The 14937-nt window shown below is 71.9% G+C and carries 14 protein-coding genes; 8 read left to right on the top strand and 6 right to left on the bottom strand.

All coding sequences use genetic code 11. From position 1 onward, the window contains the following. Positions 1 to 18 precede the first annotated feature (18 nt). Entirely contained in the window at positions 19 to 1200 is a 1182-nt protein-coding gene (locus tag DEJ46_RS36075) for an acyl-CoA dehydrogenase family protein (RefSeq protein WP_150273196.1), read from the bottom strand. 171 nt (positions 1201 to 1371) lie between these two features. Here DEJ46_RS36075 and DEJ46_RS36070 point away from each other — a divergent pair, with 171 nt between their 5' ends. Together DEJ46_RS36070 and DEJ46_RS36065 are read left to right on the top strand one after the other, a co-directional pair. Beyond that, positions 1372 to 2556 carry a CaiB/BaiF CoA transferase family protein gene (locus DEJ46_RS36070; RefSeq protein WP_150273194.1) on the top strand — a complete coding sequence of 395 codons (1185 nt, stop codon included), beginning with the start codon at positions 1372 to 1374 and terminating at the stop codon, positions 2554 to 2556. A 77-nt stretch (positions 2557 to 2633) separates the two neighbouring features. Then, positions 2634 to 3305: a GntR family transcriptional regulator gene (locus DEJ46_RS36065; RefSeq protein ID WP_150273193.1), complete on the top strand. Its 672-nt coding sequence runs from the start codon at positions 2634 to 2636 to the stop codon at positions 3303 to 3305. Between the two features lie 14 nt (positions 3306 to 3319). On the opposite strand, the gene DEJ46_RS36060 is transcribed toward DEJ46_RS36065, so the two are convergent. After that, positions 3320 to 3919 carry a hypothetical protein gene (locus DEJ46_RS36060; protein ID WP_223835353.1) on the bottom strand — a complete coding sequence of 200 codons (600 nt, stop codon included), beginning with the start codon at positions 3917 to 3919 and terminating at the stop codon, positions 3320 to 3322. 159 nt (positions 3920 to 4078) lie between these two features. Here DEJ46_RS36060 and DEJ46_RS36055 point away from each other — a divergent pair, with 159 nt between their 5' ends. Together DEJ46_RS36055 and DEJ46_RS36050 are read left to right on the top strand one after the other, a co-directional pair. After that, on the top strand, positions 4079 to 4672 hold the full coding sequence (locus DEJ46_RS36055) for a TetR/AcrR family transcriptional regulator (RefSeq protein WP_150273191.1): 594 nt from the start codon (positions 4079 to 4081) through the stop codon (positions 4670 to 4672). Positions 4673 to 4790: 118 nt separating this feature from the next. After that, positions 4791 to 6863, top strand: a complete 2073-nt coding sequence (locus DEJ46_RS36050) for a discoidin domain-containing protein (RefSeq protein ID WP_150273189.1) — start codon at positions 4791 to 4793, stop codon at positions 6861 to 6863. A 45-nt stretch (positions 6864 to 6908) separates the two neighbouring features. On the opposite strand, the gene DEJ46_RS36045 is transcribed toward DEJ46_RS36050, so the two are convergent. After that, the gene (locus DEJ46_RS36045; protein WP_150273187.1) at positions 6909 to 8228 is read right to left on the bottom strand and encodes a YncE family protein; all 1320 of its coding nucleotides are present in this window, start codon (positions 8226 to 8228) and stop codon (positions 6909 to 6911) included. A gap of 163 nt (positions 8229 to 8391) precedes the next feature. Between DEJ46_RS36045 and DEJ46_RS36040 the strand changes: the two genes are divergently transcribed. Continuing rightward, on the top strand, positions 8392 to 9000 hold the full coding sequence (locus DEJ46_RS36040) for a CBS domain-containing protein (RefSeq protein ID WP_150273185.1): 609 nt from the start codon (positions 8392 to 8394) through the stop codon (positions 8998 to 9000). A gap of 107 nt (positions 9001 to 9107) precedes the next feature. Here DEJ46_RS36040 and DEJ46_RS36035 read toward each other — a convergent pair whose 3' ends face one another. Then, complete coding sequence (locus DEJ46_RS36035; RefSeq protein ID WP_150273183.1) at positions 9108 to 9407, bottom strand: DUF1876 domain-containing protein; 300 nt, start codon at positions 9405 to 9407, stop codon at positions 9108 to 9110. Between the two features lie 96 nt (positions 9408 to 9503). Further along, the gene (locus DEJ46_RS36030) at positions 9504 to 10349 is read right to left on the bottom strand and encodes a maleylpyruvate isomerase family mycothiol-dependent enzyme (protein WP_223835352.1); all 846 of its coding nucleotides are present in this window, start codon (positions 10347 to 10349) and stop codon (positions 9504 to 9506) included. Between the two features lie 142 nt (positions 10350 to 10491). Here DEJ46_RS36030 and argG point away from each other — a divergent pair, with 142 nt between their 5' ends. Continuing rightward, positions 10492 to 11946, top strand: coding sequence for an argininosuccinate synthase (gene argG, locus DEJ46_RS36025; RefSeq protein WP_055645107.1), 1455 nt, complete (start codon positions 10492 to 10494; stop codon positions 11944 to 11946). A 100-nt stretch (positions 11947 to 12046) separates the two neighbouring features. Here the strand turns inward: argG and DEJ46_RS36020 are convergent, their stop codons facing one another. Next, positions 12047 to 12439, bottom strand: coding sequence for a nuclear transport factor 2 family protein (locus tag DEJ46_RS36020; RefSeq protein ID WP_150273180.1), 393 nt, complete (start codon positions 12437 to 12439; stop codon positions 12047 to 12049). Positions 12440 to 12623: 184 nt separating this feature from the next. Here DEJ46_RS36020 and DEJ46_RS36015 point away from each other — a divergent pair, with 184 nt between their 5' ends. Then, positions 12624 to 13709: a hypothetical protein gene (locus tag DEJ46_RS36015; protein WP_150273178.1), complete on the top strand. Its 1086-nt coding sequence runs from the start codon at positions 12624 to 12626 to the stop codon at positions 13707 to 13709. After that, positions 13706 to 14830: a hypothetical protein gene (locus DEJ46_RS36010; protein WP_150273176.1), complete on the top strand. Its 1125-nt coding sequence runs from the start codon at positions 13706 to 13708 to the stop codon at positions 14828 to 14830. The genes DEJ46_RS36015 and DEJ46_RS36010 overlap by 4 nt, the downstream gene beginning before the upstream one ends. The last annotated feature ends 107 nt before the right edge of the window (positions 14831 to 14937 follow it).

Genomic DNA, 14937 nt, shown 5'->3' with positions numbered 1-14937 from the left:
TGTCTCAGGGACCGGAGCTCAGCGGAAGGCCTGCTCGCCGGTGAGCGCCTTGCCGATGACCAGGGAGTGGACCTCGCTCGTGCCCTCGTAAGTGAGCACCGACTCCAGGTTGTTGGCATGGCGCAGCACCGGGTACTCCAGCGTGATGCCGTTCGCGCCGAGGATCGTGCGGCACTCGCGGGCGATGGCGATGGCTTCCCGGACGTTGTTGAGCTTGCCCACGCTGATCTGCTCTGCCGTGATCAGGCCCGCGTCCTTGAGGCGGCCGAGGTGGACGGCGAGCAGCATGCCCTTGCCGAGCTCGACGGCCATGTCGGCGAGCTTCTGCTGGGTCAGCTGGTACGAGGCGAGGGAGCGGGCGAAGACGGTCCGGTCGCGGGCGTAGGAGATCGCCGTCTCCAGGCAGTCGCGGGCGGCACCGAGCGCGCCGAAGACGATGCCGAAGCGGGCCTCGTTGAGACAGCCGAGCGGGCCGGAGAGGCCCCGGGCCTCGGGGAGCATCGCGTCGGCCGGGAGGCGTACGTCCTCCAGGACCAGTTCGCTGGTGACGCTCGCCCGCAGCGAGAGCTTCATCTTGATCTCCGGGGCGCTGAAGCCCGGGGTGCCCGCCGGGACGAGGAAGCCCCGGACACCGTCCTCCGTGCGGGCCCAGACGACGGCGACGTCGGCCACGGAGCCGTTGGTGATCCACATCTTGGTGCCGTTGAGCACCCAGTCCGAGCCGTCGCGCTTGGCGTTGGTCCGCATGGCCCCCGGGTCCGAACCCGCGTCGGGTTCGGTGAGGCCGAAGCAGCCGATGTACTCGCCCGCCGCCATCTTCGGCAGCCAGCGCTGCTTCTGCTCCTCTGAGCCGTACTTCCAGATCGCGTACATGGCGAGGGAGCCCTGTACGGAGACGAGGGAGCGCAGTCCGGAGTCGACGGCCTCCAGCTCCAGGCAGGCGAGCCCGTACGCGACGGAGCCGGTGCCGGCGCAGCCGTACCCCTCCAGGTGCATGCCCAGGACGCCGAGTCCGCCGAGGGTGCGGGCGAGCTCGCGGGCCGGGATCTCGCCCTTCTCGAACCAGCCGGCGATGTGCGGGCGCAGCTCGCGGTCGGCGGCGGTGCGCACGGTCCGGCGGATCTCGCGCTCCTCCTCGGTGAGCAGGCCGTCGATGGCCAGCAGGTCGAAGGGGTGGACGGGGGTGGACGGCGACTTCACGGACGGCCTCCTGTGACGGGCGACTGCGCAACTCGGCGAACCGAAGAGTAGCGGCAGATCGGATATTGGATCCAGTATGGAAAATCCGATGTCCAGGCCGTAGCGTCTCGGTCATCCGACGGGATCCGATGGCCGGCATCGGTCGGGCATCGCCGGCGAGGGAGAAGCGGAATGCGCGCAGACCATGAGGGCACACCGGACACGTCCCCGAAGGGCGCGCTGGACGGGATCGTCGTCGCCGACTTCGGCCGGGTGCTCGCGGGGCCGTACATGACGATGCTCCTCGCCGACCTGGGCGCGGACGTCATCAAGATCGAGCGGCCCGGCTCGGGCGACGACACCCGCGCGTGGGGGCCGCCGTTCGCCGACGGAGAGGCCACGTACTTCCTCGGGGTGAACCGGAACAAGCGCTCCATCGAGCTCGACCTGACGGACCCCGAGGACCTGGCGGCGGCGCGCGCGATCGTCGACCGCGCGGACGTCCTGGTGGAGAACTTCCGGCCCGGCACGATGGAGAAGCTCGGCCTCGGGTACGAGGACGTGCGCGCCGCCAATCCCGGGCTCGTCTACTGCTCGGTGACCGGCTTCGGCACCGCCGAGGGCGCCCGGCTGCCCGGCTACGACCTGCTCGTGCAGGCCATGGGCGGTCTGATGAGCGTGACGGGCGAGCCGGAGGGACCGGGGACCAAGGCGGGCGTCGCCCTCGTCGACGTCATCACCGGCCTCCACGCCGGGCTCGGGGTCCTCGCCGCCCTCCGGCACCGCGAACGCACCGGCGAGGGCCAGCGCGTCGAGGTCTCCCTGCTCCACTCGCTCCTCTCGGCGCTCACCAACCAGTCCGCCGCCCACCTCGGGGCGGGGGTCGTGCCGCGCGCCATGGGCAACAGCCACCCGAGCATCGCGCCGTACGAGGTCTTCGAGGCCCGGGACCGGCCGCTGGTCCTCGCGGTCGGCACCGACCGCCAGTTCCGCACGCTGTGCGAGCGGCTCGGCCGGCGGGAGCTGGGCGAGGACCCGCGCTTCGCGACGAACACGGCCCGGGTCGCCCACCGTGAGGAGCTGGTCGAGGAGCTGTCGGGGACGCTCGGCTCGCGCACGGCCGACGACTGGTTCGAGGAGCTCACGGCCGCCGGGGTGCCCTGCGGCCCCATCAACGACGTGGCCGCCGCCTTCGACCTCGCCGACCGGCTGGGGCTCGCGCCGCGGGTCCCCGAGGCGGCGGCGGGTCCCGGCCAGGTCGCCAACCCGATCCGGCTCGGCGCCACCCCGCCCTCGTACCGCGGTGCTCCCCCGCGGCTGGGCGAGCACACCGATGCGCTGCTCACGACGCTGGGACGCCCGGCGCGGACGCGCTGATCCATAGGAAGATGGTGGTCACACCGGTGCTTCCGGAAGCGCCGGTGGGCGACATGGGGAACGGAAGGTCACAGGCGATGAGCAGCGCGGTGCAGAAGCGGCGGCCGCAGACCGCCCAGCAGTTCGTCCTGGAGGAACTGCGGCGCGCCATCACCAGCGGTGAGCTCAAGCCGGGCGACCAGATCCGGCAGGACGCGCTCGCGGCGCGGTTCGACGTGAGCCGCGTCCCGCTCCGCGAGGCGCTCAAGGCCCTGGAGGCCGAGGGCCTGGTCGTGCACCACATACACCGGGGGTACTTCGTCGCGGAGCTCTCACTGGCCGACCTGGAGGAGATCTACCGGATCCGGGAGCTGCTTGAGACGGAGGCCGTACGCATGGCCGTGCGGCGCATGCCGGACGGGACGTACGAGGCACTCGAAGCCCTCCAGCGCGAGGTGGAGCGGGCGGCCGAGGACGGTGACGTGCCGGGGATGGCGGCGGCGAACAGGCGCTTCCACTTCACCCTCATCGAGGCGTCCGGGATGCCGCGCCTCGTCCGCCTCATCGCGACCCTGTGGGACTCCACCGACGCGTACCGCTCGCTCTACTACACGGAGACCGCACACCGCGAGCAGGCCGTCCACGAGCACCGTGCCGTGCTCTCGGCACTGCTCCACGGCGACGAACACGCCGCCGTCCGCCGGCTCGACGAACACCGCGCCCACGCGGTGGCCGCACTCCGCGAGGTCCTGGACCTGGACCGGGGCTGAGACCCGGTCGCCCTTCAGCGGGAGGCCGTCGTCTCGACCTTGAACATGGGGTGGTCCGCGACGTCGGCGAACTCCAGGACGCCCGCCTGGCCGTCGGGCACCTCGAACACGGTGGTGCCGCGCACGAACTCACCGGGCCGGGGGTTCGGTTCGGCGAGCAGGTTCTCCTTGACGAGGCCGAGCCCGGCGCACTCCGCGCCGATGACATGGCCGATGTTCTTCGTCTCCCCGTCCTTGCCGCTCCAGCGCGCCTTGGTCAGGTGCGAGGTGTCGAACTCCTCGGTACTCACGTTCTCGACCTTGAACTCGAGGCAGACGAACGTCATACCGCGATCGGCGACCTCGGGGTCCAGGTGCTCGCCCTGCGGCAGCCGGTCCGCCTGCTTCAAGGCGGTGAGGGTCACGTCGGCCGAGCTCGCCGGGATGTCGAAGAGGTCGTTGGGCGAGATCGCGACAGTCAGTGTCCGGCCCTGCCTGAGGGTGCGCACGTCGTCCGGCGACGGGCCGGGCGCGGCCAGGGCCGCGCAGGGCAGCATGGCCGAGCCTGCGACCACCGCGACACCGGCGGCCGCGAGGCGCACGAGTCCACGAGGGCGACGCGAACTTCCTCCCATGGCGGCGGCTCCTTCCGAGCGCTCCCCTGCCTCCAGGTTCCCCCCGCGCCCCGCGGAACGCAGGTCGGCGAGGTGCAGGGCGGGTGACCGGCCTTGTGGAACGCCGTTACGCGGCGCGCTCCTCTCGCCTTACCCTGTCGCCGGACGCGAGGAGGAACCATGACGCGGATGCCGTCGGCCGAACGACGCACGCAGCTCGTCGAGGCGGCGATCAGGGCGATGACCAGGGACGGTGTCGCGCGGACGACCACACGGTCGATCTGCGCGGAGGCGGGCGTCTCACTGAGCGTCTTCCACTACTGCTTCGACTCGAAGCAGGCACTGCTCGAAGCAGCGATCGAGACGATCACCGGCAACTACGTGGCCCGCGTGAAGTCGGCGGTCGAGCCGCGGGCGACGCTGCGCGAGACCGTGCGGGCCGGGCTGCAGACGTACTGGGACCACGTCACGGCACACCCCGGTGAGCACATGCTGACGTACGACCTCACCCAGTACGCCCTGCGCGAGCCGGGGTTCGAGCATCTGGCGCGCGCCCAGTACGCGCAGTACGTGGCGTCGGCGGCCGTTCTGATCGACCAGGTGCGCTCCGTCCTCGGCGTGGAGCCGCGGGTGCCGGTGGAGGTGCTCGCGCGGTACCTGGCGGCGGCGATCGACGGCCTCACGCTCCAGTACCTGGTCCTGAAGGACGAGCAAGTGGCGGACAGCCAGCTTGACATGACGGCTGATCAGCTGGCGGTCCTGATCGGCGGATAGCAGCCTACTCTTCGGTCACTTCACCAACAGGTCGTTTGTCCCGGACTCTTGACTCACTGGCTCGGCACCGGGATTCTCGGGGCGCCCGGCACACCCCCGTCGACCGAAGGCCTCGCCGATGACGACTCGCCCCTCACCGCGAAGGAGCGGCGGCCGATCCGCCCTCCTCGCACTGTTCCTGGCCCTCGCGGCCCTTCTCTTCGGCTCCGGGCCCGTCCCGGCGGCCGCCGGAGCCGCGACCGGGTCGTGGTGGGAGCCGGCGTCCCGGCCCTCACCGGACTCCGGCATCAACATCACCGGTGCGCCGTTCACCGGGACCGACGCACAGGGGAAGGTGCGCGGGTTCGTCGACGCGCACAACCACCTGATGTCCAACGAAGGGTTCGGCGGCCGGCTCATCTGCGGCCGGACGTTCTCCACGGCCGGCATCGCCGACGCGCTGAAGGACTGCCCCGAGCACTACCCGGACGGCAGGGGCGCACTCTTCGAGAACATCACCGGCGGCGCGGACGGCACTCACGACCCGGTCGGCTGGCCCTCCTTCAAGGACTGGCCCGCCAACAACTCGCTGACGCACCAGCAGAACTACTACGCCTGGGTCGAGCGGGCCTGGCGCGGCGGTCAGCGCGTACTCGTCAACGACCTGGTGACGAACGGCCTGATCTGCTCGATCCTGCCCCGGGACCGCGGCTGTGACGAGATGGAGTCGATCCGCCTCCAGGCCAAGAAGACGTACGAGCTCCAGGACTACGTGGACGGCATGTACGGCGGCCCCGGAAAGGGCTGGTTCCGGATCGTCACCGACTCCGCCCAGGCCCGCTCGGTGATCGAGCAGGGCAAGCTCGCGGTCGTCCTCGGCGTCGAGACCTCCGAGCCGTTCGGCTGCAAGCAGATCCTCGACGTCGCCCAGTGCGACAAGGCCGACATCGACCGCGGCCTCGACGAGCTGTACGGGCTCGGCGTCCGCAGCATGTTCCTGTGCCACAAGTTCGACAACGCGCTGTGCGGGGTGCGGTTCGACCAGGGGACCATCGGCGCGGCCGTCAACATCGGCCAGTTCCTCTCCACCGGCACCTTCTGGGCGACCGAGCGGTGCACCGGACCGCAGCACGACAACCCGATCGGCCTGGCCGCCGCGCCCGTGATGGCGTCGAAGCTGCCGGCCGGGGTCAGCGTGCCCTCGTACGCCTCGGACGCCAAGTGCAACACCCGGGGCCTCACCAGGCTGGGTGAGCACGCCCTGCGAGGCATGATCGACCGGGGCATGATGCTGGAGCTCGACCACATGAGCGTCAAGGCCGCCGGGCGGGCGCTCGACATCCTGGAGGCCGAGGAGTACCCGGGCGTCCTCTCCACGCACAGCTGGATGGACCTCGACTGGACCGAGCGGCTCTACCGCCTCGGCGGCTTCGTCGCCCAGTACATGCACGGCGCCGAGGGCTTCATCGGCGAGGCGGGCCAGAAGGCGGACCTCCGTAAGAAGTACGGGGTCGGCCTCGGCTACGGCACGGACATGAACGGCGTCGGCGGCTGGCCTGGGCCGGTCGGCCCGGACGCCCCGAACGCCGTCACGTACCCCTTCCGCAGCGCCGACGGCAGCGCGATGATCGACCGTCAGGTCACGGGCGAGCGCACCTGGGACCTCAACACCGACGGCGCCGCACACAACGGCCTGGTCCCGGACTGGATCGAGCAGATCCGGCTCAGCGGCGGCCAGGGGGTCGTGGACGAGCTGGCCGACGGGGCGGAGTCGTACCTGACCACGTGGAAGTCGACCGAGAAGCACGAGTCGGGGATCAACCTCGCCACGGGCGCGGCGACCTCGGCGAGCTCCTCGGAGTGGCACCCGTTCACCAGCTACGCGCCGGGCCGCGCCGTCGACGGTGACACGGGCACCCGCTGGGCCAGTGACTGGTCGGACGACCAGTGGCTCCGGATGGACCTCGGGGCCGTGCACCGGGTCGGCAAGGTGACCCTGGACTGGGAGCGGGCCTACGCGCGGGAGTACCGCATCGAGCTGTCGGAGAACGGCACCGACTGGCGTACGGCGTGGTCCACGACCACCGGCGACGGCGGCTACGACACGGCGGAGTTCGACTCGCAGCCCGCGCGGTACGTGCGGATCCAGGGGGTGCGGCGCGCGACCCAGTGGGGCTACTCGCTCCACGAGGTCGCGGTGCACCGCGCCTGACGCCCGGCCGGGTGCACCGCACCCGACGCCGGCCGCCACTCCGGATCAACTCACCGTGGTGCCCGTCCAGTCGGCGGGCACCCGGGCGAGCCGGACGCGCTGGGGGTGGTCGCCGACATCGACGGTGGCCACCCGCAGGCCGGTCGCGAAGTCGATCGCGGTCACCCGGTCGGCGCCGCTCTCGGAGACGACGCAGGACCGTCCGTCGCCGCTCACGGTCGCCCAGTAGGGCTTGGACACCTCGACGAGCGGGCCCTGCCGGAGGGTCGCCCGGTCGACGACGGTGGCGTAGTCGTCCATCGTTCCGGCGACGCACAGCTTGGCGCCGTCGGGGCTGATCGAAAGGCCGTGGTGACGCGAGTCGTTGACCCAGGTCGTACGGTCGGGATCGGTGGCCGGGCTGCCCGGGAGGTACTTGGCCCGGGTGATCCGGTCGGTGGCGATGTCGTACTCCAGGAACCCGCTGAGGAACGAGACCTGGAAGTACAGGGTCTTCTCGTCCGGGGTGAAGACGAGCGGCCGGACGGCGTCGGAGAGGTCGTCGCGGCCGAAGGCGTCGAGGCGCTCGCGCATGTCGATCACGCGGACGGTCTCGAAGGTGTCGGCGTCGACGACCGTGATGCGGCGGTCACCCTTCGTCCAGTCGAGCCAGGGTGCGTCGAGGGCGGTGGTGACCTCGCCGATGGACATGTTCCACAGGCGGCCGTCGGAGGTGAAGACGTTCTCGTGCGGCTTGTCGCCGGTCTTGAACGAGCCGAGTTGACGGCCGGTGGCGATGTCGAGGACGTGCACGGTGTTCGCCGTGGAGGCGGAGACCGCGACGCGGGTGCCGTCGGGCGAGACTGCCATGTGGTCGGCGCGGTAGCCGGCCACCGGGAAGCGCCAGTTGATCCGCCCGGTGCGCAGGTCGAGGGAGACGACGTCGGCGAAGCTGGGGCGGGAGACGACCATGGCCGCGCCGTCGGGGGTCGCGTACATGTCGTCGACGAACTGGTCGTGCCCCTCCCCCGGCCCGTTGCGGACACCGAGGAAGAAGGCGAGCTTGACGGGGTTCAGATGGATCTCCCGCAGCCGCTCCTCCTTGTCGGGGACGACGTTCAGGCGCGCGATGCGGCGGAAGTCGCCCCGGGACTCGATGACGTCGGCCGTGCCGTCCCAGTTGTTGCCGACGAACATCACCTCCCGCAGCCCGGAGCGGACGCCGCCCGGGGCCGGTCCGACGGCGGCCGCTTCCGGGACGGTGGCCCCCGGAGCCGCCCGTCCCGGTGCGGCCGTTCCGGTGGCGCCGGTCGTCGCGAGGAGTGCGAGGGCCAGCGCGAGGGCGCCGCCGAACCGGCGGCGGCGGAGGGTGCGAGGGGATGACATGAGAGGTCCTTCTTCCGTCTCGGAACCGCGACTTACCCGAAGTAACCATGTACATGTCATGCCCGCAAGCCCTCGTCGCACCCCCGTTCGCCACCCCCTCACACCAGGACCGCCTCCGGTGCGGGACCATGGAGTCCGGAACGCAGAAGGGACGGAACGGACGATGAGGAACCGCAGTGTCGCGGACCTGATGACGCCGGCCGCGGTCGCGGTGCAGCGGGGGACGTCATTCAAGGAGATCGCGCGGCTCCTCGACGAGTACGGCATCACCGCGGTCCCCGTCGTCGACGACGAGAACCGGCCCGTGGGCGTCGTCTCCGAGGCGGACCTCCTGCGGCGGCACACCGCGAAGGACGGCCCGAGCACGGCCGAGGCCATGATGTCGAGCCCGGTCGTGACGGCCCGCCCGTCGTGGACGGCGGTCGAGGCGGCCCGGCTGATGGAGCGGCACCGCGTGAAGCGGCTGCCGGTGGTGGACTCGGACGGCCGGCTCATCGGCGTACTGAGCCGGAGCGACCTCCTCCAGCTGTTCCTGCGGCGGGACCGGTCGATCCAGGAGGAGATCCGGGAGGACGTCGTCGTCCGCATCCTGCGCCTCTCCCCCGCCGCCGTGCACATCGACGTCGACGAGGGCGTGGTGACGCTCAGCGGCGACCTGCCGGACCCGAGCGTCACGCCGGTCCTGGTCCGGCTGTGCGAGACGGTGGACGGGGTGGTCGAGGTCGTGGACCGGCTCACGCACGGGGACGGCGGCGCGGACGACACCCCCTGAGGGCGGACGCCGGCGAGGACGGCGGCACTTGGGGAGGGGTCCGGCCGGACGTGACGTCGAGCCGGGCCCCTGGGGGCAGGTGACGGCTCCCTCGGAGGGCCCGAGGGTCAGGTGACCGCCTCCGGCCAGCCGTATCCGGGGCCGGTGTGCCGGGGTACGGTCCCCGCCCCCACCGCCTCCATCTCGCGGTTGGCCTCCCGCATGAGCTTGCCGGCCAGGTCCTTCATCGCCCGGCTCGCGGCGAGCTCGTCGCCGATCGCGGGGACGTCCACGTCCGACGGGTTGCAGCGGGCGGTGCCGTGGCCGGTGATGGTCGAGGTGCCGGTGCTCAGCCGCGCCTCGGCCTCCGTCCTGCCGCCGTCCTCGACCAGTTCCAGGCCGACCGTCCACTCCTGGGTACGAGTCATGGTCTGCCTCCTCGCACGTCGCTACCGGGATCCGTCCGCCCGGTGACTCCCGGCGGCCGTTCGCCCGGTTACTTCAAGGATCCACCGGAGCGGGCCTCAGGGCGCGCGGAAGAGGCGGGGGAACCGGGGCGCGAGCCAGGGTTTGCGCCCCCAGCCGAGCGCCTTGCCCCGGGCGATCACGGGCCACGGGTCTAGCCGGCCGAGGGCGAGGAGGAGGAAGGCGACCGGCTCGGTCAGGATCGTGCAGTCCGGACGGGCGGGCGGCTCGTGGGCCACCTGGACGTCGCCGCCCGTGACGGTGACGCCGAAGCCCGGGCCGCCCCGCAGCCGTACCGCGAAGCGGGCGGTCAGTCCGGCGACGGCGACCGGATCGGCGACCCCCGGCATCACGGCGATCATGAACGGGAGGGTGAGGGCGACCCTGCGGGCGTCGACCATGTGGGGACGGCCCAGGGCGAGGGCCAGGTCGTAGCCGTGGCCGAGCATGTGGGTCAGCAGGTACGAACCGAGGACAGCCGGGCTCATCGTGCCGAGCGGGGTGGTGAGCACCTCGGCCGGGTCGCGGCGCTCGACGGCGGCGAGGAAGGCCTCGGCCTGCTCCGTGATCATGTCGGCGAGCGGCTCGGGGTCGCGCTCCGCGAATTCGGCGAGGGCGCGTTCGTTGGCCTCGGTCAGGCCGCCTGGGGTGCCGTCCCCGTAGGGGCGCTCGTGACCGGCGGCGATGTCCGCCATGAGGGCGTTGGCCTGGGCCAGGTGCGCGGCGGCCTCGCCGACCGTCCAGACGGACCGGGGCACGGGCAGACCGCCCCGATGCCCGGCGCCATCGCCATCGCCAGGGCCAGGGCCAGTGCCACTGGCACCGAGCACCTCGGCGATGTCGCGAGCGGTCCCCCGTATCGCGTCCACCAGATCCCCGGGAAGAACCCCGCTCGTGAGCCGCACCCTCTCCACCCCTCCACGGACGCCGCCGCTCCTGGGTGGAGCTTCGGCCGGTGAGGGACCGTACCAGGGGTAAGCCCACGCGACACCGGACTCCCCGCAGATCGACGTTGCATGACCATGCAGGATCATGCATACTCTTCCTATGTCTAAGGTCCTCACCTCCCTCCCCGCCGGCGAGCGCGTCGGCATCGCCTTCTCGGGCGGCCTCGACACCTCGGTCGCGGTCGCGTGGATGCGCGACAAGGGCGCCGTCCCGTGCACGTACACCGCCGACATCGGCCAGTACGACGAGCCCGACATCGCCTCGGTGCCCGGCCGCGCGAAGACGTACGGCGCCGAGATCGCCCGCCTGGTCGACTGCCGCGCCGCGCTGGTCGAGGAAGGCCTGGCCGCGCTCACCTGCGGCGCGTTCCACATCCGCTCGGGCGGGCGCGCCTACTTCAACACCACGCCGCTCGGCCGCGCCGTCACCGGCACCCTGCTGGTCCGGGCGATGCTCGAGGACGACGTACAGATCTGGGGCGACGGCTCGACGTTCAAGGGCAACGACATCGAGCGGTTCTACCGGTACGGCCTGCTGGCCAACCCGCACCTGCGGATCTACAAGCCGTGGCTCGACGCCGACTTCGTGACCGAGCTCGGCGGCCGCAAGGAGATGTCGGAGTGGCTCCTCGCCCACGACCTCCCCTACCGGGACAGCGCGGAGAAGGCGTACTCCACCGACGCCAACATCTGGGGCGCCACGCACGAGGCGAAGACCCTGGAGCACCTGAACACCGGCGTGGAGACCGTGGAGCCCATCATGGGCGTCCGGTTCTGGGACCCCTCGGTCGAGATCGCCACCGAGGACGTCACGATCGGCTTCGACCAGGGCCGCCCCGTGACCATCAACGGCAAGGAGTTCCACTCCGCCGTCGACCTGGTGATGGAGGCCAACGCCATCGGCGGCCGCCACGGCATGGGCATGTCGGACCAGATCGAGAACCGGATCATCGAGGCCAAGAGCCGCGGTATCTACGAGGCGCCCGGCATGGCCCTGCTGCACGCGGCCTACGAGCGGCTCGTGAACGCGATCCACAACGAGGACACCCTGGCCCAGTACCACAACGAGGGCCGGCGCCTCGGCCGTCTCATGTACGAGGGCCGGTGGCTGGACCCGCAGGCCCTGATGGTCCGCGAGTCGCTCCAGCGCTGGGTCGGCGCGGCCGTGACCGGCGAGGTGACCCTGCGGCTGCGGCGCGGCGAGGACTACTCGATCCTCGACACGACGGGCCCGGCCTTCAGCTACCACCCGGACAAGCTCTCCATGGAGCGGACCGAGGACTCGGCGTTCGGCCCGGTGGACCGGATCGGCCAGCTCACCATGCGGAACCTCGACATCGCCGACTCCCGCGCCAAGCTGGAGCAGTACGCCACGCTGGGCCTGATCGGCACGGGCAGCCCCGCCATCGGCGCCGCCCAGGCGGCCGCGACCGGTCTGATCGGCACCCTGACGGAGCTGCCGGAGGGCGGCGCCGAGGCGATCGCCTCGCGCGGCGAGGTCTCCGGCGACGACGAGATGCTGGACCGCGCGGCGATGGAGATGGGCACGGACTGACCGTCCGCCCCGCCTCGCTGCATCCCCTGTCACGTCACCGAAGAGGCCGGACCGGCGCACTGCGCGCCGGTCCGGCCTCTCGGCATTCCCGTCGGACGCCTCAGCCGTCGGCCGCCTCGCGGACGATCCGGTCGAACTGGGCGCCCATGGCGTCGGCGAGCGCCCGCGCCGCCGACAGGGGGCGGACCATGACGGTCAGGTCGTCGATCTTCCCCTCCTCGTCGAAGTGCAGGAAGTCGCAGCCATGGATCTGCTTCCCGCCGACCGTCGCCGTGAAGACGAGGGCGTGGTCACGGCCGTCAGGGTTCCCGATCTCCCGTACGTACGAGAAGTCCTCGAAGACGCGCAGCACGCCGCGCAGGATCGCGGCGGTCATCGCGCGGCCTGCGTACGGCGCGAAGGCGACGGGGCTGGTGAAGACGACATCCTCGGCGAGCAGCGCCTCCAGAGCGTCCGGATCACGGTCCTCCACCGCCTTGCGGAACGGATGCATGACCTCTCCTCACATACTCGCTTACTCAAAAACTTGAATAGGTGCATCGGAGGCTATGCCGGAGTACTGCGACTGTCCAGCGGCGGGCGCGTGAGACCGGTGGGATAGCGTGCGGTGATCGATTCGCGGGTGCGATGCCCGCACGCGAGCACGAGCACGAGCACGGAGACTGGGCGGGGCGGGGATGAGCGATTCGGCGTGGGCCCGGTTCCGACGGCACCGGTGGCTGCCACGGGCGACGCTGGCCGTCCTGCTGGTGGCACTGACGGCGGGCTTCGTCCTCGTACGGGCCGAGCAGCGCGACCGGCACAACGCCGACGCGCTCGCCCGGGCCTGCGGCGGGGCGCTGCCCCGGAACGACGCGGCGAAGCTGCTGGCCGACGACGCGTGGTGGACCCTGCGGACCGGACCGGGGCCGCGCGGTCTCGTGTCCTGCTCCCTCGGCGGGGACGGCGAGGGTGACCCGTGGTTCACCGTGACGGCGGAGCCGGTGCTGGACCCGCCGCTGAAGGGCGTCCGGGTGGAGCACGTCATCGGCCGCACCCCCTACGAGGACGAGCCGGAGTGGGCCGAGGAGCACGAGCGGGCGGACCAGGTCGTCACGGTCACCTGCCCGAACGGCCTGCAGGGGTACGCCCGCCCTGTCACGTCCTTCCGGGTGCACGCCTCGACGAACAGCCCGGCGAGCGAATGGCTCGGCACGCTCGTCGCGGCCGTCGCCGAGGAGGTACGCGCCGACGGGCGCTGCGGAGGGGCTGTCGTGCGGGACACCGACGTACGACCGGTGACGCCGTCCCCGCAGGAGGACGCGCCGGACGCGCCTCCCGCGGAGTGCGCCTGGTTCCGCCCGGAGCTGCTCGGCTCTGCTCTGAAGGGCGCCGAGCAGTCCGCGCACGGGGCCACCCACGCCTGGGCCAGGGCCTGTTCCACGACCGTCTCGAAGCCGGGGGCGGCGGGCGGCGTGGTGGTGAGCTCGGCGAGCTGGTGGGGCGAGGTGCTGCCGGAGCTGCGCACCGAGTACGGGCGTGAACTCGCCCTGGCCGGGCGCGGCGGACAGCCGACCGCCGGTACGCCGACGAAGACGAAGACGTACGAGCTCGCCGTGTGGGCCGAAGGGCGGTGCGCGGGCGGACGGACCCTGCACCGTCTCGGGCTGGAGGGGACGGACCGCGAACTGCTCGCCGCCCGCGCCGACTCGCTCCTCGCGCGCTACCTCGACGCGTCGGGCGACTGCAATGACACGAAGGTGCTCGGGAAGGTGTGGGGATGAGCGGGGAGCCCAGGGAGTCTGCCGATCACGAGCTCGCCCGGATCCGCCGCCGCCGGCGGATCCGGCTCGCGGCAGGTCTGACGACCGGCGCGGCCGTGGTGGCGGGCGGCCTGTTCTGGCTGTCCGGCGGCTTGCAGGCCTGGCTCCACGACCGCGCCCTGGACTCGGCGTGCGAAGGGACCTTGGCGGCCGATCCCGTACGGGAGTTGGTGGGCGGGGCCGACGTGACGACGGAGACGAGGACGGGCCGGGACTTCTGGCAGTGCCGGGTCGGTGAAGCCGACGAGGTGTACGAGGAGGACGGCCGGATCGACCTGCGTGTGACGGTGAGTGACGCGCGGGACCGTTTCGGCGTGCTGGAGGCGGCAGCCACCGACGCGCCCCTGGGCCACGGCTGGACCGGCGGCTTCGCGTTCGATCCGGACCGGGAGCGCCGGGGCGAGGCGTCCGCGATCGTCCTGATCGACTGCGGCGGCACACAGGGCGACGCGCAGGGCGTCGGAATGGTCGCCGAGGCACGTGCCAGGATCGACCGGGCCGACTTCGGCCGCCCGGAAGCCCGTACGGAGCTCACCGCCGTACTGACCCGCACGGCGACCGCCTACGCGCGGCAGCAGGGATGCGAGGTCGCCGAGGGCGCGCCGGTGCGCGAGGTCGGCGCCTCCGTGAACGCCTGGGACCACGAGCCCTTCGCCTCGGTGTCGGGCAGCTGCGCGGGCATCGTGGACCCGCGGACCGCCGCCCGCTGGGGGGTCCGTACGGCCGTGGAGACCGCGCCGGGACCGAAGCCGGTCGAGGGCTGCACGCTCGGCGGCCTGCGGGGCGCGCCGCTGTACACGTTCACCGCGTCGTACGGCCCCGCGCTGGAGAGGACCGAGCGTCGGAACCTCGAAGACCTGGCCGGCCGGCCTGCGGGCGACGCCCCGGACGGCCTCTACGTGCTGTGGGCCGACTGCCGCGGCGCGGTGGACCGGGCCGCATACGTCGTCGCGCCCGTCGGCGGCACACTCGGCCGCACCTCCCGCCTCACCCTCGACCACCAGGGCCTCCGCACCGCCCTGTCGGCCTTCGCCGAACGCTCGGCGAAGACCCACGACTGCACCCTCACCGCCACCGACTAGGCCCCGCAGGGCCGTTCACTCGGATCGCCACCGTCGACCCTCATTGAGACTAAGCATCTTAGAAGATTAGTATGCGGCGGAGCCTTCGTACGGCCGATCGCCCACCC

This window comes from Streptomyces venezuelae, from assembly GCF_008642375.1.
Classification (GTDB): domain Bacteria; phylum Actinomycetota; class Actinomycetes; order Streptomycetales; family Streptomycetaceae; genus Streptomyces; species Streptomyces venezuelae_G.
Note: the sequence above shows the minus strand (reverse complement) of the source record. Positions and strands in the feature narration are given on the sequence as shown.